Here is a 26,222-nt window from a genome sequence, read left to right on the forward strand (position 1 = left end):
CAGGGGAATGAAATTTAACGAAAAGGCAAAATCCAATGACCGGCATCAAGCAGGTTTCCGAATTCGACCGCCAGTTCCAGCCGCGTGCACGCATCTACCGCCGCCCGCGCCTGGCTCTTCGCCAGCGCGCGAACGAGCACCCGATGGCGATGTTTTCGGTGCTGGTCATCGCCTCGCTTTCGTCGATGGCCTGGGCACCGGGCAGCGGGCCGGCATTTGCCTCGATGGGCTCGGCGCCACGCATGATGGATGGCGCGCGCACGACGCCAAAGACCGATCGGCTGCCGATGTCGGAGACCGAAATCGCCTGTCGCGGACAGGCCTGGGGTGTCGAGAGCGAGACCTGTCTCGAGGCTATCGCCAAGGACACCGGCATGCGCGAGGCACGCAAGGTGCGGCTGATCGCCAGCGCCGAGCCGCTCCGCACCACACCCAACATCTTCTAATCAGGCGTTCGGGGCGGCGGCCCCGCAACGTGGCACGTTCCCTGCCGCGCACTCAGATCCTCCAGCGCGTACCTGCCCCCGCGGCTTCGGCCGTGGGGGCTTTTTTTGCTCCGTACCCGCGTTCGCTACGCGGCGCTTTGACGGGATCGCGCTTACTCGTTGTCCGCGACCTGGTCGCTGACCGCACTGAGGGCGCTGCGCACGTCGAAGGTGCTGAACGGCTTTTCCAGAATGTGCGGCTTGAGGTTCGGCGGCAGTTGCTCGAGCTCGGCCTTGGCTCCGATCAGGTCGCCGGTGACGAGCACGAAACGCTGCGCCATGTCGGGCTGCTTGCCGACGATCTCGCGAAAGATGGTGATGCCGCTCCGGTCGGGCATGCGCAGGTCGGAGAAGATGATGTCGACCGGCTGGTCGAGCAGCGCTTCGGTGTCCGAATCCCAGGTCGAGACGATGCGGGCCTTGACGCCCATCAGTTCGAGGATGTCGGACAGCGAGCCGGCGACGTCAGGCTCGTCGTCGATAATGACCGCGTGGCGCAGGCCGCTCGACTTGGGGACGGATTCCATGACCGCGCTGTGGCCGGCCCCCATGGGTGGAAGCTCGACGACGAAACGCGCGCCGGCCGGCTCCACTGGCTCGAACCAGATCTTGCCGTTGTGGCGGTCGACGATGGCTTTCGAGATGGACAGGCCGATGCCGGTGCCGACGCCGACCGGCTTGGTGGTGAAATAGGACTCGAAGATGCGGTCGCGGATCGCCTCGGCGATGCCGGGGCCTGAGTCTTCGACCGAGAAACCGGCGCTGCCGTCGGCATTGCGGAAGGTCCGGACCTTGATGCTGCGCAGATCGCTGGCGGCGGCGAGGGCGTGCTGGCTGTTGACCAGGAAGTTGGCGGCTACCTGGGTCATATGGTCGGCGTCGGCCATGACGCTCAAGGGACCGGGCGCAAGGTCGGTGTCGATGCTGATGCCGCTCGAACGCGCGCCATAGGCGGTCACTTCGAGGGCGGCGCGGATGACCTGGTTGAGGTCCGTCTCGGAGCGTGCGGTGGGGTGCAGGCGAACCATGCCAAGGAAACTCTTGACGATGCGGCCACAGCGCTCGGCGGCCGCGCGCACCTTTTCGGCCCGCAACTTGGTCTGCGGGTCGGGGGCAAACTCGTGCAGCAGCGTCGACTGGGCAACAACCACCGCGAGCGGGTTGTTGAGTTCGTGCGAGACGCCGGCGAGCAGCGAGCCCATGGCCGCCATCTTCTCGTTTTGGTGCAGCTTTTCGCGCTGACGATTGATCTCTTCCTCGGCGTGATGCTTTTCCCTGAGGTCGCGGATCGAACCGAGGATCAGGCGGCGGTCGGCAAGCCGCATCTCGTTGGCCGTGAGTTCGATCGGAATGATCTCGCCGGCCGCATTTTGGGTCACCGTCTCGAGCCGGTGTCCGACCATCGGCGAACCGCGGCCGGCGAGGTACTCGGCGCCGTTGTTGTAGCCCTTGCGGTAGTAGGTGGGGATGACCGTATCGAGCAGATCCTTGCCGAGGACTTCGTCGCGCGTCCAGCCGAACATCTTTTCGGCGGCCGGGTTGAACTCGATGATCGAGCCGGTCTCGTCGACCACCATGATCGCGTCGAGGGAGGCCTGCAACATGGTGCGGCGGATGATCTCGCTGACATGGTACTCCGACAGCGAGCGTTCGACGGCGTCGCCAAGGGCTGCGGCGATGATTTCGAGGGCGGCGATTTCGTCGTCGGTCCAGTTGCGTTCGACGATGCAATCGTTGACCGCCAGCGTGCCCCAGAGATGGCCGTGTGCCGATACCGCCACCGAAAGGAAAGACTTGATGTGCTGCTGCTCGAAATCATTGCGCAGGAAGCCGGTCAGGTCGCGCGTCAGCCCGGCGAAGATCTTGCCCTGGCGGCCTTCCTCGGCGAGGCGTTCGAGCAGCGGGTCGGATTCCACCAGCGCCTGGTTGATCGTCGTCGGAGGCGCGGCGAAGGCGTCGATCTTCGGGTCGACCCAATAGGCGGCGATCGACTGCGCGAAGCCCTGGCCGGGCAGGTCGCGCAGCCTGAACAGGATGGTGCGATGGCCGCCGAAGCCGCGCGCAAAGGATTCCAGGATATGATCGATCTCGATCTGCCAATCCTGGGCCTGCCGCAGACGACGCACGATCTGCCCCGCCACAATTGTGGGGCTCGGCGTGCCCGACGGATTGTCGGTGCGTGAGACGGTCAACAAGGTCATCGCGGTTCCTGGCGGGGCCGGAGGCGTCAGTAGCCTTCGCTGCCTGGCAGGGAGAAGATATAGCCTTCCCCGCGCACGGTGCGCAAAAATTTCGGGTTCGCCGGATCGTCCTCGATCTTCTTTCTCAGCCGCATGATGCGGATGTCGACGGCGCGCGAGGATTCGGGGTCCTCGGCGAAGCCGATGGCCTCCGAGATCGTGGCGCGGCTGAGCAGCCGGTTTGGCCGGGTCAGGAAGACCTCGAGCATGTCGAATTCGCTCTTGGCCATGTCGATGATGGCACCCGCGCTGCCCGTGACCAGGCGGCCGTCGAGATCGGCCTGGAACGGGCCGAAGGCGATGGTGCGGCGTGGCGGCTGGGCGGCGAGTAGCGACTGCCTGAAGCTTTCGGGCTGCGGCACGCGCCGGATGACGCTGCGGACACGCGCGAGAAGCTCGCGCAATTCATAGGGTTTGACCATGTAGTCGTCGGCGCCGATCTCGAGCCCGACGATGCGGTCGAGCGCGGTGCCTGCGGCGGTGGCGTAGATGATGCCGATGGGCATCCTGGAGCGCAGCCAGCGGCCGAGCGACAGACCGTCTTCGCCGGGCATGGCGATATCGAGAATGGCAAGCTGGAACTGTTCGGTTTCGACCAGCGCGCGCATGGCAGCTGCGCTTTCGACGGCGGTCACGTCAAAGCCGTTCGCGCCGAGATACTCGGCCACGGCATCCCTCAGGTCGGGCTCATCTTCGACGATGACAATCCGAGCGCGCAGTTTAGTCTCGCCTCCGCTATCGGCGGAAAGTAGATTGGGTATAAACATGATGTCCAGTGATCATTTGGCGTGGGCAGTTGCTAACGGCGTTGTGCCTCGTTAGGGGCGGATAGAGGCTTCGGACGTCCAGACTGGGGATCCATCCCCGGCCAAGCGCGTCTCGCGGCATCTTCTTGCCCCTGGGAGCGGCGACAAGACCGGCCCGGCAGGCAATGGTCGCGACGACACTGTTGCTGCGGGATGGAACATGGCTGGAAGATCGGTCGTAGCACTTGTTGCCATAGCGGAGGTCGTTGCCTCCGATCTGACCGATCATCTCGACCGGCGTGGCCATGACGTGCGCACGGCGCGTCGGCTGTGGGAAGCCGAGTCGCTGCTTTCGGCGCGGGGTATCGATGTGGTGGTGGTGGGTGACGGCTTGACGCCATCGCAGGGCCGCGACCTGCTGCGCGCCTTTGGCGGCGAGGGCGGACCCGACTTCATCCTGATCTGCCGGCCGACCGAACTGGTCGACAAGGTGCTGGCGCTGGAACTCGGCGCCGCCGATGTCGTGGAGAGCCCTCTCAATGTCAGAGAGCTCGCCGCGCGCATCGGCGGCCTCCTGGCGCGCCGGGGACGCGGCACCCAGGAATTGGTGGTGCTGGAGAATTCGACCGTCGACCTGCGGTCGGCGCTGGTGATGCATCGTTCCGGCGAGGAGGAGCAACTGTCGCCAGGCCAGATCGCCCTGCTCAAGCTGTTCCTGTCGCAACCGCGGAAAGTGCTGACGCGCGACGACATCATGGCTGCGGCGCCGGCCGAGAGCGCTGATGCCTTCGACCGCTCGATCGACTCGCGCATCGTGCGCCTGCGCCGCAAGCTCGATACGGAAAGCATCACCACCATCCGCGGATCGGGCTACAGGTTCGATCCGCCGACAAAGGCGGCCGGCCAGGAGGCCGGCTCTGCTCCAACCGAAAATCCGAGCTGACGTCGCTGCGGCGACCAAGATTTCAGCGCGCCGGCGCAGCTGTGGCCGGTACGGCCGTTTCGACGATGGGCATCGTTTCGGCGTGGGCCCTGTCCTTCAGGAGCACGCTCGCCACTGCGGCAAAGCCTAGAAGCCCCTGGGTGTAGAGAAGTGCCGAAAGCACGGATGCGACGAATTTGTTCTTCATGGTCGTGGGTTCCGTTTTCGTCCCAGGGGTTAGTGGTGCCGGCCTGCAATCAACCGAATACCCGCGCCGCCTGACCTGCCGTGGACGGCGCGGGTATCCTGTCCTCGCCGCGAGTGACGCGCGAGGTTCTGCTCACCCAGGCCAGGCACCCACGCCCATGGACCCGGCCGATGTGCAGAGTTGCGACGAACAATGCTGTTGCGAAGGCAAGAATGGCGTGGGCTGCCGGCGCCATGTCCTGCACCGGCAGCAAATCCGCTGCCATGGCGTTGCCCGGGTCGGCCAGAATTCCGATCCCCGACAGTATCGCCGTAGCGACGCCCACCCGCAGGAACCATCTTGCTGTCGACCGTTTCGCGCCCATCCTACTTTCGCAACGTTCGTTTCGTCGGGAGTGAATTTGGCGGGCGGCTGTATCGGGAAGATGCCGCCGGATGGGGCCGGCACGGCTTCAATTGTTGCAATGCTGTTGCGGATCCCTGCCGTGGCGGCCTCCTTTTCATCGGCCGTGGGTTGAGGGAGGCGCGTCACGCCGTAGACCAGTGGCTTTCAGGGCCGTTCGCCTGCCAGTTTCCGGTAGCGGTTCGATCAGATTCTGAAACCGCGTGTATAAATCATGAAACACAACCGAAACGAGAAGCAAGCTCAAACGAAATATTAACGAAACACGGAGCGCGCATAACGCTGCCCATCAGTTCAACGTCCGGCGCGGCCGGCAGATGGAGCAAGACATGCAGTTCGTCCTTTCCGCCCGGTTCATCAACATCGCGGCCGTCGCCATGACGGGTGCCGCACTTCTTCTTGGAGCCGGGCAGGGTGCTGCGCAGGCAGCGAGCAAGATCGTCGCCCGGGTGTCGATCGGCGAACAGAGGATGCATGTTATGATCGACGGGCGGACGACCTTCGTCTGGAAGGTCTCCACCGGCGGCAAGGGCTATGTCACGCCGAAGGGTTCCTACAAGCCGACACGCATGCACGAGATGTGGTACTCGCGAAAATACGACAACGCGCCGATGCCGCACTCGGTGTTCTTCAACGGCGGCTATGCCGTGCATGCCACCAACCAGATCAACCGCCTCGGCCGGCCGGCGTCGCATGGCTGCGTGCGGCTGCATCCTGACCATGCCGAGGATTTCTACGAGTTGGTCGAGGCCTTCGGCCCGTCGAACACGAGCATCCAGATCGTCAAGTAGGCTCGCCGGCTATCCGGCTGGAGCTTCAAAGCCCGCCCAGGATCGGCCGTTGCGCCGTTCCCGGGTGGGCTTTTTGCTGCGCCGACTGTTCGGAAACCGATAGTTGCACGGCAGTGCACAATTTTCCCATGAGATATGCAGCGTCGCCGGATACATGTCCGCCATAGGTGAGAAAAACAAAGGATTTCAAGCAAGTCGTATCGATTTGCACGCCTGTGCAAAAAAATGGATAATCCGGATTGACACGGACGTACCGCGGATGGAATGAATATGCCAACAGGCACAGCGATGTGCCGTCCTGCCCGGAGAAGGGCGGGCGCGCCTGAAGCAAGGGCGGCGAGGAGCGCCGGACATCGTCCGGCCGAGCCCAGCCAGAGGCGCCCAGTGGAGGAGAATGCATGTTCGTGCCATCGCATGAAGGCCTGGCTCTGCGTCCGATGGACTGCGGCCGCGGCCATGGTTCCGGCCAGGCCGGCATCAGGAGGGGGGCTTCGTGAGCGGCCCTGCCCAGACATCGGCTCAAACATCGGCCAAGCCTGCGACCATGGCGCGCAACTCCGGCACATCGCGGCTTGCCGCGCCGACGCGAGGCCAGCGCCTGCGCTACCGGATGAAGGTGGCTCTGCGCGAGCCGACGACGATCATCGGCGTTTTGGCCGCGGCGCTGTTTGCCTATCTCATCGTCGTGCCGATCATCTCGATGCTGTCCGACGCGATGCGGGTGCAGTTCGGCGACGAGCGCCGCATCAAGCAGGATGTCGGCGAACTCACCTGGTACTATATCGACCGCGTCTTCCTGTCGCGCATCTCGCACGACCTGTTCTGGGAGCCGCTGGTCAACACGCTGAGCGTGGCGGCGGGGGCCATCACGCTGTCGATGCTGGTCGGCGGCACGCTCGCCTGGCTGCTCAGCCGTACCGATATGTTCGGCCGCCGCTGGTTCGCCACGGCCCTCATCGTGCCCTACATGCTGCCGGCCTGGACGTTTGCGCTGGCCTGGACGACCTTGTTCAAGAACCGCACCGTCGGCGGCCAGCCCGGCTGGTTGGAATCCATAGGTTTTTCGCCGCCGGACTGGCTGTCCTATGGCCAACTGCCGGTGACCATCATCCTGGCGCTGCACTACTCGCCCTTCGTCATCCTGCTGTTCGGCAACGCGCTGCGCCGCTTCGACTCGCAGCTCGAGGACTCGGCCCGCATCCTGGGCGCCAGCAGGCTGACGGTTGCCAGCAAGATCATCATGCCGCTGATGCGCCCGTCGCTGATGTCGGCGATGGTGCTGATCTTCGCCAAGTGCCTGGGTGAGTTCGGCGTGCCGTATGTGCTCGGCCTGCCGGTCAATTTCGACGTGCTGGCGACCTCGCTCTACCAGAACATCTCGTCGCGCCAGGTTGGCGTGGGCGCGGTGCTGGCAGGTGCCATCATGCTGATCGGCATCATCACCATCACCATCGATGCCCGGCTCATGCGGGAAGCGCGCCGCTTCGTGACCATCGGTTCCAAAGGCTCGATGAACCGGCTGAGCCCGCTCGGCATCCTGCGTATGCCGGCGACCGGCTTCGCCGCGCTGATGTTCGTGTTCAGCGTAGGCTTGCCGATCGGAACGCTTTTCCTGTCCACGATCATGCGGGTGCCGGGCCAGTTCAATCTCGACAATTTCACGCTCGACTACTGGATCGGCACCAACCTCAACACAGTGGCGCTGCAGACCGGCATCCTGCTCAGCCCGGACCTGTGGAACGCGGCCTGGAACAGCCTGCGCATCGTCGGCGTGGCCTCGGTCACATCCGGCATCCTCGGCCTGCTGGTCGGCTATGTCGTGGCGCGTACCCCGGTGAAGCCGCTCGGCACCTTCCTGCGCCAGGTGACGTTCCTGCCCTATCTGGTGCCGGGCATCGCCTTTGCGGCTGCCTATCTCTCGCTGTTTGCCGTGCCGCGCGGGCCGATCCCGGCGCTCTACGGCACGACGCTGATCCTGATGCTGGCGCTGATCGCCGACCAGATGCCCTATGCCTCGCGCGCCGGCATCGCGGCGATGACGCAGCTCGGCAAGGATCCCGAGGAGGCGGCGCAGATCGCCGGCGCCGGCTGGTTCCGCCGCATGACCTCGATCGTCATCCCGATCCAGAAAGGGTCGCTGACGACGGGCATCCTGCTGCCCTTCATCTCGGGCATCAAGGGCCTCAGCCTGTTCGTCGTGCTGGCCGTGCCGTCGACCGACGTGCTGACCACCTATTCGCTGCGGCTCGTCGACTACCACTACACGCAGGCCGCCAACGCCGTCGTGCTCATCATCGCCGGCCTCGCCTATTTCGGCGCGCTGCTCGGCCAGAAGCTGACCAAGACCAATCTCGCGCAAGGACTGGGGAACTGACATGCCGAAGATCAACCTGAGCGGCGTCGAGAAGAACTACGGCGGCAACTCGGCCAATGCGGTGGCCGACCTCGACCTCGAAATTGGCGACGGCGAATTCATGTGCCTGTTGGGGCCCTCCGGCTGCGGAAAGACCACGACGTTGCGCATGATCGCCGGGCTGGAGCACCTGACGGCAGGCGAGATCCGCGTCGGGCCCCGCGTCGTCGACTCGGTCGTCGAGGGCGTGTTCGTGCCGCCGGAACGGCGCGAGATGGGGCTGGTGTTCCAGAGCTATGCACTGTGGCCGCATCTGACCATCGAGCGCAACACCGACTTCGGCCTGCGTCTGCGCAAAATGCCCAAGGCCGAGCGCGAGGCGCGCGTCGACCAGGTAATGAAGACGCTCGGCATCGAGAAGTACCGCGACCGCTACCCGTCGCAGCTGTCGGGCGGCCAGCAGCAACGCGTGGCGCTGGCCCGCATGCTGGCGGTCAACCCGGAGGTGCTGCTGCTCGACGAGCCGCTGTCCAATCTCGATGCGGCACTTCGGCTCGAGATGCGCGCCGAGCTCAAGCGCCTGCACGCCGAGTTCAAGACGACGATCGTGTTCGTGACCCACGACCAGTGGGAAGCGATGACGCTCGCCACCACCATCGCCGTCATGAGCGAGGGCCAACTGCAGCAGGTCGGCACGCCCAACGACATCTATGACCGCCCGGCCAACCGCTTCGTGGCGCAGTTCGTCGGCAACCCGCCGATCAACATCGTCGAACTCGGCGATGCAAAGTCGGAGGTGTCGCGGCTGGCCAATGCCTATCTCGGCTCGCACTTCGCCGACCTACGGGATGCGGGTTCGATCGGCATTCGGCCGGAAGCGATCCGCCTTGCAGACGACGAGCGCGGCGTGGCGGAAGGGGCGCTGTCGGGCAAGGCCGAGGTGACCGGCATTCTGCCCACGGGCGGCAGCTGGATCATCGAACTGACCGCCGCCGACGAAAAGCTGTTCTTGACCACGCACCAATCGCCTGAGGTCGAGGTCGGCGAGGCCGTGACCTGGTGGGTCAAGCCCAAGGCTCTGCATGTCTTCGACAAGGCCGGCCAGCGCGTGGAGGCGGCAGACAGGCTGATGCGGCCGGCCAAGCTGCATTGAGAGGTTCGGCGGGCGGTGGAGGACCGTCCGCCGGAAATGAAGCAGGACTATCGGGAAACGAGACGGCCGGCATGGCGCCGGCCCGACAGAGGGAGGAAAAGATGAGCAGACATTTCGATGTGAAACGGCTCCTTGCTGCGACGGCGCTGGGCGTCGCTGCCGGCCTGTTTGCAAGTACCGCTCAGGCCGAGGAGTTCGACCTCAACGCGCTGATCGAGGCGGCGAAGAAGGAGCCGCCGATCAATGTCTATTCCAGTACCGGCAAGATCGTGAAGCAGGCCGAGAACTTCACCAAGAAGTACGGCGTGCAGGCGACCGGCACCAAGGCCAATGCCGCAGCCCAGCTGGAGATGGTGATCCGCGAGGGCCAGGCCAAGAACGTGCAGGGCGACGTGATCCAGATCAGCGACGTGCCGGCTGGCGTGGCGCAACTGGTGCCGCAGGGCTTCGTCGACAGCTGGCTGCCGCCGGACCTCGCCGACAAGATCCCGGCGCAGTACCAGAACCCGCTGACCGTCTCCAACGAGGCCAACGTCTTTGCCTATAACACCCAGCTCAACGAAAGCTGCCCGGTCAAGAACATCTGGGAGCTGACGGAAGCCAAGTGGAAGGGCAAGCTCGCCATGCAGGACCCGCTGAACAAGGCGTCCTATGTCGACTGGTTCAACCAGATGGCGACCAATGCCGACGACAAGGTGGCTGCGGCCTACAAGGAATATTTTGGCAAGGATCTGGTGACCGACGAGGAGGGCGCTACCGCGGCCTGGGTCAAGGCGCTGGCTGCCAACGGCCCGCTGTTGACCGACGCCGACGAGGGAGCTGCCCAGGCTGTCGGCGCACCCGACCAGAAGGAACAGTTCATCGGGCTGATCAGCTCGGCCAAGTTCCGCAACAACCAGGACGTCGGCTCCAAGCTCGGCCTGTGCACCGGGCTCAAACCCTTCGCCGGCTGGATGTATCCGAGCCTCGGCTTCATCGCCAAGGGCACCGACAGCCCAAACGCTTCCAAGCTGTTCATCCACTACCTGATGACCGAGGAAGGCATCGCACCGCAGGCGGCCGACGGCAAGATGTCGACCAACAGCGACGCCAAGCTGCCTGACGACGAGCCCTCAGGCATCGGCAAGGCGCTGGACCAGATCTTCCCCTACGACTCGGCGTCGGCCCAGGGCGACTGGGACGCGCGCCAGGATTGGCAGGACCTGTGGCGCATCAACTACAAGAAATAGTGCTTGCGATTGCCGCGCCCGGCGTTCGGCCGGGCGCGTTTCAGCCGGATTTTTCGGGAGGAAACAATGAAGCCGGCATTTGAAACGAGCAGGAAATTTGCACTGGCGACGACGGCGCTGGCCGGGATGATGGCAGCTAGCGTGATGGCGTCGGCTCCGGCGCGGGCCGAGGCCTTCGACCTCAACGCGCTGGTCGAGGCGGCGAAGAAGGAAGCGCCGATCAACATCTACGACAGCACCGGCAAGATCGTCGAAATGGCCGAGAACTTCACCGCCAAATACGGGGTGAAGGCGACCGGCATCAAGGTGTCGGCGAGCGCGCAGCTGGAGATGATCGTGCGCGAGGGCCAGGCCAAGAACGTCAAGGGCGACGTGGTGCTGATCACCGATGCGCCAGCAGGCCTTGCGCAACTGCTGCCGCAGAAATTCGTCGAGAGCTATCTGCCGCCGGACATGGCCGACAAGATCCCGGCCAAGTTCCAGGACCCGCTGGCGATCACCACCAATGCCAGCGTCTGGGCCTACAACACGGAAGTCCATGACGCCTGCCCGGTGAAGAACATCTGGGAGCTCACCGACCCCAAGTGGAAGGGCAAGGTCGCCTTCTACGATCCATTGTCAAAGGGCACCTATCCCGACTGGTTCAACCAGACGGCGACGCATGACGACGACAAGATGAAGGCCGCCTACAAGGCGCATTTCGGCAAGGAGATCGAGGTCGGCGAAGACAGCGCCACGGCCGCCTGGGTCAAGGCCTTCGCCGGCAATGCCCCCCTGCTTTCCGACTCCGACGATGCAATATCGGAAAGCGTGGGTGCGCCGGGCCAGAAGGAGCCGTTCTTCGGACTGATGAGCTCGGCCAAGTTCCGCGACAACGCGGACAAGAGCTTCAAGCTCGGCCTGTGCGAGGGGCTGGAGCCATGGCCGGGCTGGACTTACGTCAAGCTCGGGCTGATCGCCACCGGCACCAAGAGCCCGAACGCGGCCAAGCTGTTCATCCACTACATCCTGACCGAAGAAGGCATCGCGCCGCAGGTGAAGGACGGCAAGCTGCCGACCAACCCTGATATCGGGCTGCCTGCCGACGAGCCCTCGGGCATCGGCAAGGTGCTGGACAGGCTGCAGCAATACGACGCCTCGACGGCACTCGAAGACTGGGATGCGCGCCAGGATTGGCAGGACCTCTGGCGCCTCGCCTACAAGAAATAGCTTCCCGGTGGCTAGGGACGGGGCCCTTCTCCTTCGGCTCCGTCCCGCTTTTTTCCACTGGCAAATGGAGATTTGATGATGTCGAAAAGTTCGGGGCGAAAGCTCGCGCCACCCAGGGCACTGCTGCTCGATTTCGGTGGCGTGATCGTGTCGACGGCGCATCTGCCGGGCTGGCAGGCGCGGCTGGCCGGGCACGTGCGCGGCCTGCTCGACAAGGCCGGCTTGGCGGCGCCCGAACTTTCGGCCGAGCAGATCGCCGATGACATCAAGGCTGGTGGCGTGGCCGACTCGCATTGGAAGAATGCGATGTCGCGGCCGTTGGCACCGCGCGAACTCAGGCACGAAGAGTTCTGGGGCGACTTCGTCGCCGGCGATTGGCCGCAACAGGCGCGGGACGTCGTCGTCGCCGAGGCCTACGACCTCTGCTGCAAGATGGGCAACTGGAAGAGCGAGCGCGTCCTGCGCAGCGGCATGCTCGACCTGCTCGATGCGGCGGACGCGGCCGGCGTGCCGGTGGGCATCGTCAGTAATGCGTTGTGCGGCAAGGTGCATGTCGACTTCCTCGACGCCCACGGGCTGACTGCGCGGTTCGCCACGGTCGTCCACAGCGACGAGGTGAAGGTGCGCAAGCCCAACCCGGAAATGATCTGGCTGGCGACGCGGGCGCTTGGCATCGACGCTGCCGAGGCTTGGTATGTCGGCGACAATTTCGACCGCGACGTGCTGTGCGGCAAGCGTGCCGGCATCGGCGGCAACATCCTGATGGAAGACAAGGGAACTTACGATCTGCCCTACGAGCTGAAGCTCAAGCCGGACGCCATCGTTGCCGATCCGGTCGGGCTGCTCGGTCTGTTCCGTGAAGCCACGCGCGGGATTGCGGCATGATCGAAATAGAAGAATCGAGGCGCCTGCGGGCGGTCGCCGAACAGGCATCGCAGCTGATGCGCGAGCCGCTTTTGGCGGCATTCCGCTCCAACATGGCGGTCGACTACAAGGTCGACCTGCACGACGTGGTGACCAGGCACGACAAGGAAGCGGAGGTGGCGATCCGCGCCTTCATCCTCGGCGAGGTGCCCGACTCCGTCGTGGTCGGCGAGGAGGCCGGCGAGAGCGGTGTGGGCCGGGTGCGCTGGTATGTCGATCCGATCGACGGCACCTCGAATTTCGCCCGCGGATTTGCCTTCTGGTGCGTTTCGGTCGGGGTTGCGATCGATGGCGAGATCGTCGCCGGCGCGGTCTACGACCCTGTCGCCGGCATGCTGTTTTCGGCCGATCTTTCCGGCGCCTGGCTGAACGGCGAGCCGCTGCAATCGCGCGCCATAGCCGACGAACGCCATGCAACGCTGATCACCGGCTATCCGGTGGCGCGCGACCTCAGGCTCGACGGACGCGAACAGGCGCTGGCGAATTTCGGCGTGCTGGCCGAGACGTTTTCGACATTGCGCCGGCCAGGCAGCGGGGCGCTCAGCCTCTGCCATGTCGCAGCGGGCTGGGTAGATGCCTCCGCCGGGTTCGGCTCCAACCCATGGGATGTGGCGGCGGCGGTTCTCATTCTCAAGCAGGCTGGGGGCAGTTATCACCCCCTGACCCTCGGCAAGGTGGGCGCCGGCGTGCCTGATTTCATGTGCCCGGGCTATGTCGCGCTCGGCGACGGCGCCGACTATCCGACACTGATGCGGGTGGCTCGCGAAATCTCTGATGGCCGCGAGGCCGCGAAGGCCGCCAGGCCGAAACTTTCGATGGCGGGAAGCGTGGCATGAGCGTGTCCGGCACGGCTGTGCATCGGCGGTCACGTTGCTATCCCATGATCTTCGGTGCATCGGCAAAACATTATTCATCCTGCGGCGTTGACGAATTTGCACACGTGTGCAATCTGACCCCGGAAATCACCAATGAGCATTGACATGACCGTTCACGCAGTCGCCCCAAAGCCTGATGCCGAAGCTGAGCTGGACCGGCGTGCCGCCTTCTGCCGCGAGATTGCAAGGTCCGCAGGCGCAGTGGCGCTCGACGGCTTCAGGAACAGGACGCCGGGTTTCGGCATGAAGGGGCCGCAGGATTTCCTGACCGAGACCGATGCGGCGGTGGAGCGCCACCTCAAGGCGCGCATCGCAGAGGCGTTTCCCGAAGACGGCTTCCTTGGCGAGGAAACCGGTGGCGCGATCAAGTCCGACGTGTGGGTCGTGGATCCGATCGACGGCACGGCAAATTTTGCTCGCGACATCCCGCATTTCTGCATCTCCATCGCCTTCGTGCGCAATGGCGAGATCGAGATCGGCGCGATCTACAATCCGGCGCTCGACGAGCTCTACTTCGCCAGGCGGGGCGAGGGCGCGACTCGCGACGGCAAGCCGATCTCGGTATCCAAGACCAGCGATTTCGACGCCGCCTGCGTCGAGTTCGGCTGGTCGAACCGCAAGACCAACAAGCGCTACCTCGAAGTGTTGTCCAACATCCTGGAGCGCGGCGCCAATGTGCGGCGCGGCGCCTCCGGCGCGCTCGGCCTCGCCTATGTCGCCGACGGCCGCTCCGACGCCTATGCCGAATTGCACATGCATGCCTGGGATTGCCTGGCCGGACTTCTGCTGGTCAAGGAAGCCGGTGGCGTGGTCGCACCGTTTCTTTCGCTCGACGGCCTGACCAAGGGCGGGGCGGTGCTGGCAGCGGCACCGGGCGTGGCACAAGGCATCAGCGAAGCAACGGGCATCAGCCTCGAAGGCGCGCGCTGACGGCCGCCGGACAACGACAAACGGAAGGCTGAACAGCCATGGACATGACCAGCCCGCGCCATGAGCGGCCGGCACTCAGCCTGATCGAGCGCGACGTCGCCGGCTACGGCGTCGACATCTATGTCGGCGGCATGGATGGCGCAGGCGATCTCGAATTGCTCCGGCAAAAGAACATCACGACCGTGGTGAACTGCGCCGTCAATCTCGACTTCAACTATGCGACCGAGCCTTTCGGGGAAGGCGAGGCGGCGGACGCCATCTACGGTGTCGGCGCGGTGCGCTACTACAAGCTCGGCCTGATCGACGGGCACGGCAACCCCGAGACCATGATGCTGTCCGGCTTCTATCTGCTGCGCGGGGCCCTCAGCCAGGTGCTGCCGGAGAAGGCGACCTATCGCCGGCGCGAGAAGGGCAATGTGCTGGTCAATTGCCGTGGCGGCCGCAGCCGCTCGGTGTCGCTGGTCGCACTCTTCCTGCATGTCGAGATGCCCGAGAAGTTCCCGACGCTCGACGATGCGCTCGACCATGTGCGCACCCAGCGCGAGCTGCGCCGCGACGAATGGCACGAGGCGCCCAAGCCGATGCTGGTCGAGGCCGCTCGCAAGGCGGCGCAGTGGATCGCGATGATCGACAAGGGATTGCCGGCGCCGGCCTTGGTCGCCCAGGACTGACGGCGAGGCCGTTCGCAGAGAGAATGAAATGAAGATTGCCGTCATCGCCGACCCGCATTTCCACGACATCGACTATCGCCAGGGCGTGGAGCGCGGAGACAAGGTGGCGGTGCGCACCCTGGCCGACACCAACGCCTCGACGCGTGTCTTCAACGAAAGCTTCCATGCCACCAAGGCGCTGCTCGATGACATCGTGCGGCGCGGCATTTCGCTCGTGGTCGTCGCTGGCGATCTGACCGACGACGGCCAGCAGTCGACCATGGTCGCGGCGACGGCGCTGCTGGCCGACTATTCCCGGCGGCTCCGCCTGCGCTTCGTGGCGACTGCAGGCAATCACGACCTCTATGCCAGCCATGGCCGGCACCAGAGTAAGCGGTTCCTCAACGCAGACGGCTCGCACACGCTGGTGACCAGCGATCCCGCCATGGATCAGGGCGACTCCGTCGAGCGCATCGCCTCGGACGAGATGTATTGCGGTGGCTACGGCGCCGCGATCCCGGCGATGGGCGCCTATGGTTTCTTTCGCAGCGAAGGCGACCTGCACTGGGAGTGCCCGTTCGGAACCGACGACAGGCTGGAGGCGCGGGCTTTCGAGATCGTTTCGGCCGATGGCCGGACTGTGAGGCGCATGGTCGATGCCTCGTTCCTGGTCGAGCCGCTAGAAGGCCTGTGGCTGCTGTCCATCGATGCCAATGTGTTCGAGCCGAAGGATGGCGACCTCGATCCGAGGCTGGAGAAGAGCTACCACGACAGCACCGATGCCGGCTGGAACTCGATGCCGCGCAACAAGGGTTTCGTGCTCGACTGGATGAAGGACGTTGCCGCACGCGCCAACGCAGCCGGCAAGCGGCTGATCGCATTCTCGCATTATCCGATCATCGACCCGCTCAACGGTACCTCGGCAGACGAGGCGAAGCTGCTCAACGACACCAGCTTCCTGCGCCGTACGCCGCTGCCCGAGGCGTCGAAGATTGCAGCGGCGACTGGCATCAACGTGCATTTTAGCGGCCACCTGCACATCAACGACACCGCCGTCTTCCGCGACGGCGACGACTGGCTGGTCAACATCGCCGTGCCGTCGATGGTGGGTTTTCCGCCCGCTTACAAGATCGTGGACGTTGGTGGCGAGCGCCTAGACATCGAGACGGTCATCATCGCCGATGTGCCGGGACACGACGCGGCATTTCCATACTACCGCATCGAGGCGGCGCGGGAGGGGACGTCGGCAGCGGTGACGGAAGCGGAAAACCACGCTGATTTCCTGAGCCGCCATCTCGCGGAGATGGTCAGGCACCGCTACCTGCCCAAGGAATGGCCGCGGGATCTTGCGGCGCTGGTGCCGCAACTGAACCTAGGCGATCTCGATCGGCTGGCCGGCACTACGGTGCCGCTGACGTCGGGCGACGCCTTTACCTTCCTGGCCTCTGCCGGCGAACCGGACGCGCCGGACTGGCAAGGGCTGCCGCTTTTCGAAATGGTGGTCGACTGGTACAGGCTGCGCAAGGGACGCGAGGTGGCGCTCGATTTCATCGATCCGGCGCGCATCGCCGCCTATCGCCATCTGGCTGGACGGTTCGCCGCCGGCGCGTGGCCGGAGGGCTGCCTGCAGGACCGGCTGGCATCGTTCATGCAGATGATGATGGACTGGCTGGCCAGCGCGCCGTCACGCGACTTCTCGGTCGACCTTGCGACCGGCGAAGTGACCTCAAAGAATCACTTGGGCCGGACGGTTTTGCGCCAGACCGGGTCGGCGTGAAAGCACACGCGGCCGCCTTGCGCAGGTTCGGGGTCATCGCTGTCGAGCAGCTTGGTGATGTGGTCGGCCACCTGGTCGATCGGCTGGCGGAAGGTGGTCAGTTGGTATGACGCCCAGCCCGCCTGCTCGATGTCGTCGAAGCCGACGACGCACAGTTCGGCCGGCACGTTCATGCCGAATTCGACGCGCGCAGCATCCATGAAACCGCAGGCAAGCAGATCGGTGACGCAGAAGGCGGCATCGGGCCGGTCCGAGCCGCTGAGCAGCAGGCGTCCCGCCTCGAAGCCTGCGCCATAGCCGGTGGGCCCGGCGCGGGTGATGGTGACCGATAGGCCGGCCTCGCCGGCCGCAGCCTCGAAGGCGCGCTCGCGGGCAACCAGGCTCGGCGTGCCGGCTTGCGACGACACCACGGCGATGCGGCGGCAGCCGGCGCGATGCAGCATATGGAAGGCTTCACGGGCCGCGGCCGCATTGTCGACGGTGATGTTTTCGGGGCCGTCGAGATGGTCGTCGCGGTTGATCAGGATGACGTGCTGGCCGCTGTTGATGCAGGTGTTGATGAGCGATGCCGGCGGCGTGCCCGACAGAACCACTGTGGCGTTGGCGCGGTAGTTCAGCGTCTGGCGCAGCGCCGCATCGACGCTGTCGCTGTCGCCAGAGGTGTTGATGACCATGGCGACGCGGTTGATGGCCTGCAGGCGCCGCGTGATCGCGTCGAGCAGGCGTGAATGATAGGGCGTGTTGATGTCGGCGCCGATGAGGCAGACGATGCCGCTGTCCTCGTGGATCAGGCTGCGGGCGAGGTGATTGACGTGATAGCCGAGTGTCTCGGCAGCCTCGAGCACCTTCTTGCGGGTGGTTTCGGAAACGCTGGCGCCATCGGTGAAGGTGCGGGAGACGGCCGAGCGGGAAACGCCGGCGAGTTCGGCGACCTGCTGGGCGCTTACGAATGACCTGCCCGGCTTCAGTTCGGACATCGACGGCTCCAGTTTGGGTCGGTCGTCAAACCAATTTTTGGCTTTGCACAAATGTGCAATGGCTGCACCCTGATACAATCGGATTTGACCGCCTGCAATGCTGCAACTGGAATCTTGCAGCCGCAAATGCTGCATCGGGATTCGAGCGGCCGCTCAGGCCAGCTCTGCCTCGGGCTGGACCAGATCGGCGACGGTGAGGCCGCGGATCAGGGTCGAAAGCTCGGGCTCGTCGATCAGCACAGCCGCATCCGACGGCGTCAGCCAGGCGCGCTGACGTACCCCGGCTTCCTGCCACGCGTCGAGTTCCTCGGAGACGTCGATGAGATAGGCGGTGACCTCGACATGGACGAAGCTGGTCGACAGCCGCTTCCAGTAACAATAGCTGCCGGCCGGCCTTTTCAGTGCCTTGCCGCGCACGCCGGCTTCCTCGCGAGCCTCGATGAGCGCGGCCTGGCGGCCGCTCTTGCCCTTCATCGGCCAGCCCTTGGGGACGATGAAACGGCGCGTGCCGCGCGAGGTGACAAGCATAACCTCAAGCTCGCCGGCCTCGTTCACACGGAACGGGATGGCAGCGACCTGGGCGATGATCTCGCCCTTGTTCGCCTTGCGGATGGTCTTCTTGTCCTTCGGCATTTTTGCCCGCTTGTTCCTTTGCATGTGCCGAAGCGCTGTCGGCTTTGTTTGTAACACCTCGGCCCGTTTGGGTTCATGACGCTTAAGATAGTGCAATGAACACGATTGCAAAATGCGTAAAAACCACTCACTCTGCAACAGGCCAAAACGACATCAGATCGTTAGACGGCGAAAAAGATGGAGGGAACTGCAATATGAAGACTGCCCTTTTGCGTTCGGCCGCGCTGGCCGCATTGATGATGGCCGGCGGCGCGTCGGCGCAGGCTGAAAGCCTGACGCTTTATTGCAGCGCTGACGAGGCCTGGTGCCAGCAGATCAAGACCGGCTTCGAGGAGAAGACCGGCATCACCGTCGACATGACGCGCAAGAGTTCGGGCGAGACCTATGCCCAGGTGCGTGCCGAAGCGAGCAACCCGAAGGGCGATGTGTGGTGGGGCGGCACCGGCGATCCGCATCTGCAGGCCGCCGAGGAAAACCTGACCGAAGAATATATCTCGCCGATGCGCGGCGAACTGCACGACTGGGCGATCAAGCAGGCCGAGGCCGCCGGCAACAAGACCATCGGTGTCTATTCGGGTGCGCTTGGCTTCGGCTACAACAAGGATCTTCTGGCCAAGAACGGCCTGCCCGAGCCGAAGTGCTGGGCGGATCTGACCAAGGCCGAATTCAAGGGCCAGATCCAGATCGCCAACCCGAACTCGTCGGGCACCGCCTATACGACGCTGGCGACGATGGTGCAGCTGATGGGCGAGGACAAGGGCTTCGACTACATGAAGGCCCTGCACGCCAACATCAACCAGTACACCAAGTCAGGCTCGGCGCCGATCAAGGCTGCGGGCCTCGGCGAAACCACAGTCGGCATCGTGTTCATGCACGATGCCGTGGCCCAGACGGCGGCCGGCTTCCCGATCGTCACGGTGGCACCCTGCGAGGGCACCGGCTACGAGATCGGCTCGATGTCGCTGATCAAGGGCGCCCGCAATGCCGAGGCGGCCAAGAAGTTCTACGACTGGGCGCTGTCAGCCGAGATGCAAGGCAAGGCCAAGGACGTGAAGTCGTTCCAGCTGCCTTCGAACAAGACGGCTGCCGTGTCCGAGCTGACGCCCGACCTGTCGACGATCAAGCTGATCGACTACGACTTCAAGAAGTACGGCTCGAGCGAAGAACGCAAGCGGCTGCTTTCAAAGTGGGACACGGAAGTCTCGACGCTGCCGCAATAATAGATGCGCTCCCGCGACTTTAGCGGCGGCCTGCACCCGACCGTCATCCTTTGGGTGGCGGTCGGAATGCTCGGCTTTGCCGTGCTCCCCTGGTACGGCGTCGAAGACGGGTTCTTCGGCTTGTCTTGGCTGTTCGAGGGCTATCCCCTCGACAGTGAGTTTGCGCCCGCGCTGATCCTCAATCTCAAGGGGGAGAAGCTGTGGCTGGCACCGCTCGGCCTGCTGCTGGCTACGCCGCTGCTTTTGTGGGGCCGCAGGAAATCCGATCCGCTGTTCGGCAGGCTGCTCGTCGCGATAGGCGCGGCGGGCTTTGCCTGGCTGCTGTTCCAGGGCTTTGCCATCGGCCTGCGCGGCTGGCAGTTCGGCTGGCTGCACAGCCTGTTCGGCGATCTCGACGACCGCCAGTTCGGCATGGGCTACGGCGCGCTGCTGGTGGGGCTGGCCTTCCTGTTCCTGTTCTCTCTCGGGCTCGCGGCGCGCGGCGCGGTCGGCGGGGACGTCTTCGTGGTCTCGACCATCGCCTTCGTGGTGGCGTCGGTCGGCCTGTTCATCTTCATGCCGATCCTGCAGATGCTGGCAAATGCTCTGATTACGGAGGACGGCACCTATTCGTTGACGACCTTCCTCGGCAAGCTGTTCAGCGCGCGGCTGTGGAGCCTCGACTGCCTTGCCGGCGGCAGCCGTTGCGGAGTCGCCTGGAATTCGCTGTTCCTCGCCGTGCTCGTGGGCGTGCTGACGACCGTGCTGGGCCTCGTCTTCGCACTGATGGTGACGCGCACGGGCTTCCGCTATGGCAAGCTGCTCAGGGCGCTGACGGTGCTGCCGATCATCACGCCGCCTTTCGTCATCGGCCTCGCCATCATCCTGCTGTTCGGCCTGTCGGGCGCGGTGACGCAGACGTTCTCGGAGCTGTTCGGCATCCAGCCGACGCGCTGGATCTACGGCCTACCCGGACTGCTGATCGCCCAGCTTCTGGCCTTCACGCCGATCGCCTTTTTGGTGCTGATCGGGGTGGTCGAGGGCGTCAGCCCGTCGATGGAGGAGGCGGCGCAGACGCTGCGCGCCAACCGCTGGCAGACCTTCTGGACGGTGTCGCTGCCGTTGATGCGGCCGGGCCTCGCCAACGCCTTCCTGCTCGGCTTCATCGAGAGCATGGCCGATTTCGGCAACCCGCTGGTGCTGGGCGGCAATTTCGACGTGCTGTCGACGGAGATCTTCTTTGCCATCGTCGGCGCGCAGAACGACGAGGCGCAGGCGGCGATCCTGGCGCTGGTGCTGCTCGCCTTCACGCTGCTCGCCTTTTATGCCCAACGTTTCTGGCTCGGCAAGAAGTCCTACACGACGATGTCGGGCAAGGGCGACGCCGGCGTCCACCCGGAGCTGCCCACCGGCCTGAAGCGCGCCGTCTACGGCGCTGCCGGCTTCTGGGTCGCGTTCACCATCTTCATCTATGCGACGATCTTCTATGGCAGCTTCGTCAAGCTCTGGGGCGTCGATCACAGCCTGACCTTCGCCCATTATGTGAAGGCCTTCGCGGTGGGCTGGAACGAGTTCGGCATCCACTGGAAGGGCTCGGCCTGGAGCTCGTTCTGGACGACGCTGCAGATCGCGCTGATCTCGTCGCCGCTGACGGCGGCCATCGGCCTGCTCACCGCCTATCTCCTGGTGCGGCAGAACTTTGCCGGCAAGAACGCCTTCGAGTTCGGCACCATGCTGTCCTTCGCCATTCCGGGCACGGTGATCGGTGTCAGCTACGTGATCGCCTTCAACGTGCCGCCGATCGAACTGACCGGCACCGGCATCATCCTCGTTCTGTCCTTCATCTTCCGCAACATGCCGGTGGGCGTGCGGGCGGGCGTGGCGTCGATGTCGCAGATCGACAAGAGCCTCGACGAGTCGTCGCTGACCCTGGGTGCCAATTCATGGCAGACCTTCCGCAAGGTGGTGCTGCCCTTGCTCAGGCCCGCGATCGTTGCCGCACTGGTCTATTCCTTCGTGCGTGCGATGACGGCAATCAGCGCCATCATCTTCCTGGTCAGCGCCCGCTACGACATGTCGACAAGCTACATCGTCGGCCGCGTCGAAAACAACGAATACGGCATTGCCATTGCTTACTCGGCCGTGCTGATCGGCGTCATGCTGGTGGTGGTCGGGCTGATGCAGCTTCTAGTGGGCCGGCGCAACATCGGCCGGCGCGGGCAGCATGGGGATCCGCAGTCCGGCGGCTGGCGCTCCAACGTCAGCCTGCCGGCGCGCAACCAACCGGCATTTTCTGGAGGCGGCTGATGGCTGAGATCAAGAGCAACGCCGCTTCGGTGGAGTTCCGCGAGGTCACCAAGGTCTACGGCAAAAGCCCGGTGCCGGCGGTCAACAACGTGTCGTTGTTCGTCGAGGCCGGCAAGCTGGTCACTTTGCTCGGCCCCTCCGGCTGCGGCAAGACGACGACGCTGCGCATGATTGCCGGGCTGGAGATAGCGACGCGGGGGCAGATCCTGATCGGCGGGGCTGACGTCACCCATTTGCCGGCGACGGACCGCGACGTGTCGATGGTGTTTCAGTCCTATGCGCTGTTTCCGCATATGACGGTCAACGAGAACGTCGAATACGGGCTGAAGTTCTCCGGCTTCGCCAAGAAGGAGATCGGCGACCGGGCCCGAGCCGGGTTGGAACTGGTGGGGCTTTCCGGCTACGGCAGCCGCTTGCCGAGCGAGCTGTCCGGCGGCCAGCAGCAGCGCGTGGCCGTGGCGCGCGCGCTGGTGCTCGAGCCGCAGGTGCTCTTGTTCGACGAGCCGCTGTCCAATCTCGACGCCAAGCTGAGGCGCCGGGTGCGCGAGGAGATCCGCGACATCCAGACCAAGCTCGGGCTGACGGTGGTCTATGTCACCCACGACCAGGAGGAGGCGCTGGCCGTCTCCGATCGCATCATCGTCATGAACGATGCCGTCATCGCCCAGGACGGCACGCCGCGCGAACTCTACGACGCGCCGGCGGATGCCTTCGTCGCCGACTTCATCGGCGAGGCCAACATCTTCGACTGCGAGATTTCAGCGGTGGCGGACGGCATGGCGAGCGTGCGGTTGGGTGGGTTGGAGACCAAGCTTGACGCGCGCGGCATGGCGCCGGGGCCTGCCAAGCTCGCCGTGCGGCCGAGCCGCATCGAGATCAAGCCGGCAGGCAGCCCGCGCACGATCCCCGGCCGGCTGGACAAGGTGACCTATGTCGGCTCCGACCTGGAGTTCATGGTCGGCACAGAGTTCGGCGAGGTGTTCGCCGTGTCGTCCGATGTCGATGCGCCGTTCGTGCCTGGGCAGGAGGTTGGCATCGGCTTTGCCGCGCGCGGACCGGTGCTGATCAGGGGGTAGGGATCTCGGGCTTGATTGGGCTATCCAAACCGTTTCAGTGTTAAGGGCACGGCAAGGCCACTGCTGATCCGGTCCAAGTTGTTTCGGCCAAGCGGCGAAGTGCCTAAACGAAGCTCTGCGCTGCCGCCGCGATGGCGACGTAGCGCGTCAGCTTGGCGATGCTGACGAGAGAAAGAAAGCTCCACAGCGGCTCCTTCAGCGTGCCGGCGATCAGCGTCAGCGGGTCGCCGATGATCGGCACCCAGGAGAGCAGCAGCGACCAGCGGCCGTAGCGGCGATACCAGCTTTCGGCGCGCGCAAGCGCTGCCGGGCTGGCCGGAAACCAGCGGCGGTCCTTGAAGCGCTCGACCTGTCGGCCGAGCACCCAGTTGACCAGCGATCCCAGCACATTGCCGATGGTTGCGACGGCAATCAGCAAGGCAAGCGAATGGCCGCCATTGAGGATCAGCCCGGCGAGCACGGCCTCGGACTGCGCCGGCAACAGCGTCGCGGCCGCGAAGGCCGCGACGAAGAGGCCGCCATAGGCGGCGAGGCCGGTCATGCTGCGGTCCTGCCCGGCAGCTTACTGGGTCGCCCTGCCGGAAAGGCCGTCGATGATCGGGCAATCGGGCCGGTCATCGCCGTGGCAGTTGTGGACGAGGTGGCGCAGCGTGTTGCGCAACTCGGTCAGTTCGGCGAGCTTGCGGTCGATCTCGACCAGCTTGATCTCGGCGATGGCCTTGACGTCGGCGCTCTCGCGCTCCTTGTCGCCATAGAGCGACAGCAGCTGTCGGCATTCCTCGACCGAAAAGCCGAGGCTGCGCGAGCGCTGCAGGAAGCGCAGGCGGTGCACGTCCGACATCGAATAGTCGCGATAGCCATTGCCGGCGCGATCGGGACGCAGCAGGCCGATGTCCTCGTAGTAGCGGATGGTCTTGGCCGGCAGGCCCGACTTTTCCGAAGCAGTACCAATGTTCATCTTTCACTCCTTGAGCGATCTTCGAATGATATAAGGCTTCCAGTAACTGGAAGTTCAAGGGGCTGGCGAAAACGTGATGCAGGCCGGCGCGGGTAGCGCCGGCCTGCTGTTCAAATCAATCGTCGTAGGCCATCGAGGTCATCATGCCACCGGCCATGTGGTAGAGATGGTGGCAGTGCAGCGCCCACGTGCCGGCGTTGTCGGCGTCAAAGGCGATGGTCACCATGCCCATGTTGGCCGGCACCAAAACCGTGTCGCGCATCGCACCGGCAAAGCGTTTTCCGTTGACCGCGACCACCTGGAAGAGATGGCCGTGCAGGTGCATCGGGTGCGACATGGTGGTGTGGTTCATGAAGGTCAGCTCGAAGCGGTCGCCGCTCTTCACCGCCAACGGCTTGTCCTGGCCATGCATGGCGCCGTCGAGCGTCCAGACATAGTTGGGTCCTTCGCCCAGCATCATGGTGTGCTGGCGCGTGGCCGCCTTTTCGGCTAGTGGCTTTGCCGCCCGCAGCCTCTGTTCGAGCTCTATGCCAACGGCAGGGAAGTCCTCGTCCGCCATGTCGGTCAGCTTGCCAACCGACGCGCCCTTGGCGGCGAGCACCACGCCGGTGCGCATGCGCCCACCTTCCTGCACGGCGAAAACGGGCCAGGCCGAAGCTTCCTTCGGCAGCTCGAGTACGATGTCGAGGCGCTGCGCCACCGCGAACTCGAAGCGCGAGCCTTCGACCGGTTCCACCGGCATGCCGTCGACGGCGATCAGCCTGCCCGTGAGCTTGCCGAGGTCGAGCCACATGTTGGTGCTGGCCGCACCGTTGATGAGGCGCAGCTGCACGCGCCCGCCCGGCTCGACGGGGAACACTTCGGGGTCGTCGAGGGTACGGTCGTTGGCGAGCAGGGCATCATACTGCACGTCCTGTAGGTGAGACATGCCATCCATCTGGCCGCCCATCTGCATGCCGCCCATGTTCATCGAGCCATGGTCCATGCCGCTCATTTGTCCGCCATCCATCGCCATGCCCGGCATGTTGTGGCCTTCATGGCCGCCTGTTGCCGGGGCGGGTGCAGGCGCCATAGCGCCCATGTCGTGGCCACCGGCCTGTAGTTCGGCCAGGATCTCCCGGGGATCGCGGAAGGTGAAGTCGTGGAACAGCACCACGACCTCCTGCATGTCCTGGCCTGCCTCGGCCGGATCGCGCACGATCAGCGGAGCAGCAAGCATCAACTGCTCCTGCAACCCAAAATGCGAGTGCATCCAGAAGGTGCCGGCGCGGGCCACGGGGAAGTCGTAGTCGTGACTGCCGCCGTCGGGGATAGGCTCCTGCGAGATGCCTGCGACGCCGTCCTGCTGCCAGGGCGGGGTAAGACCGTGCCAGTGGATGACGGTCGGTTCACCGATGAGGTTCTTCAACGTGACGCGGAAGTTCTCGCCGGCATTCATGACAAGGCCCGAGCTGCCATCGGCCTGGGTGAGGCCGAAGACGTTGGCCGCCTTTCCCTTGACCTCGATGACGCGCTTGCCTGCCGCGATGACCTTGTGCCCGTCGGCGCGTGCCGGGCGGGCGGGAAGCAGGAGAGAGGGAACCGCAGCAACTGAAAGCGTGGCGGCGGATGCCGTCAGAAACCTGCGGCGTGAAAGGGTTTTCATTTTCTAAAGTCTCCAAAAACTGAAAGAGTTCCGGCTCTTGGGCGAGCCGGATCTGGCGCGTTGCAGCGCCTGTCAGTTCAGGCGACGGATGGTGGCCGGGGGTGAGGCGAGGCTATTGCCCCGTAAAGGGGTTCGGTCGTCGCGGGAGGCGGCGAGATGGTTGCCAGGTCGGGGAAGACTGTGGGCAGGGGCAGCGGCGCGCAATAGCTGCACGATGCCACACATTGGGCAAGGCAGGCATTGCCATCGACGTCCTGCGAATTGTCGCCGCAACAGGCGCCGTCGGCTGCCTTGGCGTGATGCGACATCGTTTGGGTGGCATGCGGCTGGTGCTGGCTGCTGGCCGGGTGGGCAGAGGCTGCCTGACCGAGTGCGAGGAAGAAGAGGAGCAGCAGCGGCAGCATCAGGCGCAGGGCGCTCGATGCCCTGGGCCTGCCGTACGCCATCACGACAGCACGCGCGCCAGCCTGCCCGCGCTGGCCAGCGCGCCCGGGGTGGTTCGTCATGTGCCGCATTGAATGCATGTCCTATCA

General features: G+C 64.7%; 25 protein-coding genes. 16 read left to right on the top strand and 9 right to left on the bottom strand.

Annotated features, from left to right (window positions below; genetic code table 11):
* The first annotated feature begins 35 nt into the window (after positions 1-35).
* Positions 36-446 (top strand): hypothetical protein, encoded by a 411-nt coding sequence (locus O1Y97_RS07290; protein ID WP_318763596.1) that lies wholly within the window; start codon positions 36-38, stop codon positions 444-446.
* Between the two features lie 152 nt (positions 447-598).
* Here O1Y97_RS07290 and O1Y97_RS07295 read toward each other — a convergent pair whose 3' ends face one another.
* Complete coding sequence (locus O1Y97_RS07295) at positions 599-2,686, bottom strand: PAS domain S-box protein (protein ID WP_318763597.1); 2,088 nt, start codon at positions 2,684-2,686, stop codon at positions 599-601.
* A 26-nt stretch (positions 2,687-2,712) separates the two neighbouring features.
* Positions 2,713-3,492, bottom strand: a complete 780-nt coding sequence (locus O1Y97_RS07300; RefSeq protein ID WP_318763598.1) for a response regulator — start codon at positions 3,490-3,492, stop codon at positions 2,713-2,715.
* A gap of 199 nt (positions 3,493-3,691) precedes the next feature.
* On the opposite strand from O1Y97_RS07300, the gene O1Y97_RS07305 reads away from it, so the two are divergent.
* Positions 3,692-4,414 carry a response regulator transcription factor gene (locus tag O1Y97_RS07305; RefSeq protein ID WP_318763599.1) on the top strand — a complete coding sequence of 241 codons (723 nt, stop codon included), beginning with the start codon at positions 3,692-3,694 and terminating at the stop codon, positions 4,412-4,414.
* Between the two features lie 22 nt (positions 4,415-4,436).
* Here the strand turns inward: O1Y97_RS07305 and O1Y97_RS07310 are convergent, their stop codons facing one another.
* Positions 4,437-4,601: a hypothetical protein gene (locus O1Y97_RS07310; RefSeq protein ID WP_318763600.1), complete on the bottom strand. Its 165-nt coding sequence runs from the start codon at positions 4,599-4,601 to the stop codon at positions 4,437-4,439.
* 49 nt (positions 4,602-4,650) lie between these two features.
* Entirely contained in the window at positions 4,651-4,965 is a 315-nt protein-coding gene (locus O1Y97_RS07315; RefSeq protein ID WP_318763601.1) for a hypothetical protein, read from the bottom strand.
* A 367-nt stretch (positions 4,966-5,332) separates the two neighbouring features.
* Between O1Y97_RS07315 and O1Y97_RS07320 the strand changes: the two genes are divergently transcribed.
* The 10 genes from O1Y97_RS07320 to O1Y97_RS07365 all read left to right on the top strand — a co-directional run bounded on the left by O1Y97_RS07320 (position 5,333) and on the right by O1Y97_RS07365 (position 16,894).
* Positions 5,333-5,794, top strand: coding sequence for a L,D-transpeptidase (locus O1Y97_RS07320; RefSeq protein WP_318763602.1), 462 nt, complete (start codon positions 5,333-5,335; stop codon positions 5,792-5,794).
* A 544-nt stretch (positions 5,795-6,338) separates the two neighbouring features.
* On the top strand, positions 6,339-8,168 hold the full coding sequence (locus O1Y97_RS07325) for an ABC transporter permease (RefSeq protein ID WP_318764164.1): 1,830 nt from the start codon (positions 6,339-6,341) through the stop codon (positions 8,166-8,168).
* Between the two features lies 1 nt (position 8,169).
* The gene (locus tag O1Y97_RS07330) at positions 8,170-9,300 is read left to right on the top strand and encodes an ABC transporter ATP-binding protein (protein WP_318763603.1); all 1,131 of its coding nucleotides are present in this window, start codon (positions 8,170-8,172) and stop codon (positions 9,298-9,300) included.
* A gap of 101 nt (positions 9,301-9,401) precedes the next feature.
* Positions 9,402-10,529, top strand: a complete 1,128-nt coding sequence (locus tag O1Y97_RS07335; protein WP_318763604.1) for an ABC transporter substrate-binding protein — start codon at positions 9,402-9,404, stop codon at positions 10,527-10,529.
* Between the two features lie 66 nt (positions 10,530-10,595).
* Complete coding sequence (locus tag O1Y97_RS07340; protein ID WP_318763605.1) at positions 10,596-11,738, top strand: ABC transporter substrate-binding protein; 1,143 nt, start codon at positions 10,596-10,598, stop codon at positions 11,736-11,738.
* Between the two features lie 75 nt (positions 11,739-11,813).
* Positions 11,814-12,623 carry an HAD family hydrolase gene (locus O1Y97_RS07345; RefSeq protein ID WP_318763606.1) on the top strand — a complete coding sequence of 270 codons (810 nt, stop codon included), beginning with the start codon at positions 11,814-11,816 and terminating at the stop codon, positions 12,621-12,623.
* Positions 12,620-13,498, top strand: a complete 879-nt coding sequence (locus tag O1Y97_RS07350; RefSeq protein WP_318763607.1) for an inositol monophosphatase family protein — start codon at positions 12,620-12,622, stop codon at positions 13,496-13,498. The genes O1Y97_RS07345 and O1Y97_RS07350 overlap by 4 nt, the downstream gene beginning before the upstream one ends.
* A gap of 132 nt (positions 13,499-13,630) precedes the next feature.
* Complete coding sequence (locus O1Y97_RS07355) at positions 13,631-14,467, top strand: inositol monophosphatase family protein (RefSeq protein WP_404801252.1); 837 nt, start codon at positions 13,631-13,633, stop codon at positions 14,465-14,467.
* Between the two features lie 38 nt (positions 14,468-14,505).
* The gene (locus tag O1Y97_RS07360) at positions 14,506-15,138 is read left to right on the top strand and encodes a dual specificity protein phosphatase family protein (RefSeq protein WP_404801253.1); all 633 of its coding nucleotides are present in this window, start codon (positions 14,506-14,508) and stop codon (positions 15,136-15,138) included.
* A 28-nt stretch (positions 15,139-15,166) separates the two neighbouring features.
* Positions 15,167-16,894 (top strand): metallophosphoesterase family protein, encoded by a 1,728-nt coding sequence (locus O1Y97_RS07365; protein ID WP_318763608.1) that lies wholly within the window; start codon positions 15,167-15,169, stop codon positions 16,892-16,894.
* Here O1Y97_RS07365 and O1Y97_RS07370 read toward each other — a convergent pair.
* Together O1Y97_RS07370 and O1Y97_RS07375 are read right to left on the bottom strand one after the other, a co-directional pair.
* The gene (locus O1Y97_RS07370; protein WP_108606710.1) at positions 16,852-17,871 is read right to left on the bottom strand and encodes a LacI family DNA-binding transcriptional regulator; all 1,020 of its coding nucleotides are present in this window, start codon (positions 17,869-17,871) and stop codon (positions 16,852-16,854) included. The two genes, O1Y97_RS07365 and O1Y97_RS07370, sit on opposite strands and share 43 nt — an antisense overlap.
* Before the next feature lie 153 nt (positions 17,872-18,024).
* Positions 18,025-18,504 carry an NUDIX hydrolase gene (locus O1Y97_RS07375; RefSeq protein ID WP_183262537.1) on the bottom strand — a complete coding sequence of 160 codons (480 nt, stop codon included), beginning with the start codon at positions 18,502-18,504 and terminating at the stop codon, positions 18,025-18,027.
* 194 nt (positions 18,505-18,698) lie between these two features.
* On the opposite strand from O1Y97_RS07375, the gene O1Y97_RS07380 reads away from it, so the two are divergent.
* The 3 genes from O1Y97_RS07380 to O1Y97_RS07390 are packed head-to-tail and all read left to right on the top strand — an operon-like array spanning position 18,699 to position 23,086.
* Positions 18,699-19,724, top strand: coding sequence for an ABC transporter substrate-binding protein (locus O1Y97_RS07380; protein ID WP_108606712.1), 1,026 nt, complete (start codon positions 18,699-18,701; stop codon positions 19,722-19,724).
* 3 nt (positions 19,725-19,727) lie between these two features.
* Positions 19,728-22,010 carry an ABC transporter permease gene (locus O1Y97_RS07385; protein WP_318763609.1) on the top strand — a complete coding sequence of 761 codons (2,283 nt, stop codon included), beginning with the start codon at positions 19,728-19,730 and terminating at the stop codon, positions 22,008-22,010.
* Positions 22,010-23,086, top strand: coding sequence for an ABC transporter ATP-binding protein (locus tag O1Y97_RS07390; RefSeq protein WP_318763610.1), 1,077 nt, complete (start codon positions 22,010-22,012; stop codon positions 23,084-23,086). The genes O1Y97_RS07385 and O1Y97_RS07390 overlap by 1 nt, the downstream gene beginning before the upstream one ends.
* Positions 23,087-23,189: 103 nt before the next feature.
* Here O1Y97_RS07390 and O1Y97_RS07395 read toward each other — a convergent pair whose 3' ends face one another.
* From O1Y97_RS07395 to O1Y97_RS07405, 3 genes are all read right to left on the bottom strand, one after another.
* Positions 23,190-23,627 carry a YqaA family protein gene (locus O1Y97_RS07395; RefSeq protein WP_108606715.1) on the bottom strand — a complete coding sequence of 146 codons (438 nt, stop codon included), beginning with the start codon at positions 23,625-23,627 and terminating at the stop codon, positions 23,190-23,192.
* 21 nt (positions 23,628-23,648) lie between these two features.
* Positions 23,649-24,044, bottom strand: a complete 396-nt coding sequence (cueR, locus tag O1Y97_RS07400; protein WP_108606716.1) for a Cu(I)-responsive transcriptional regulator — start codon at positions 24,042-24,044, stop codon at positions 23,649-23,651.
* Positions 24,045-24,159: 115 nt separating this feature from the next.
* A complete protein-coding gene (locus tag O1Y97_RS07405; RefSeq protein ID WP_318763611.1) occupies positions 24,160-25,689 on the bottom strand; it encodes a multicopper oxidase family protein in 1,530 nt (509 codons plus the stop codon).
* A gap of 224 nt (positions 25,690-25,913) precedes the next feature.
* On the opposite strand from O1Y97_RS07405, the gene O1Y97_RS07410 reads away from it, so the two are divergent.
* The gene (locus O1Y97_RS07410; RefSeq protein ID WP_318763612.1) at positions 25,914-26,207 is read left to right on the top strand and encodes a hypothetical protein; all 294 of its coding nucleotides are present in this window, start codon (positions 25,914-25,916) and stop codon (positions 26,205-26,207) included.
* Positions 26,208-26,222 lie beyond the last annotated feature (15 nt).

Source organism: Aminobacter niigataensis, assembly GCF_946995915.1.
Taxonomy (GTDB): Bacteria; Pseudomonadota; Alphaproteobacteria; order Rhizobiales; family Rhizobiaceae; genus Aminobacter; species Aminobacter niigataensis.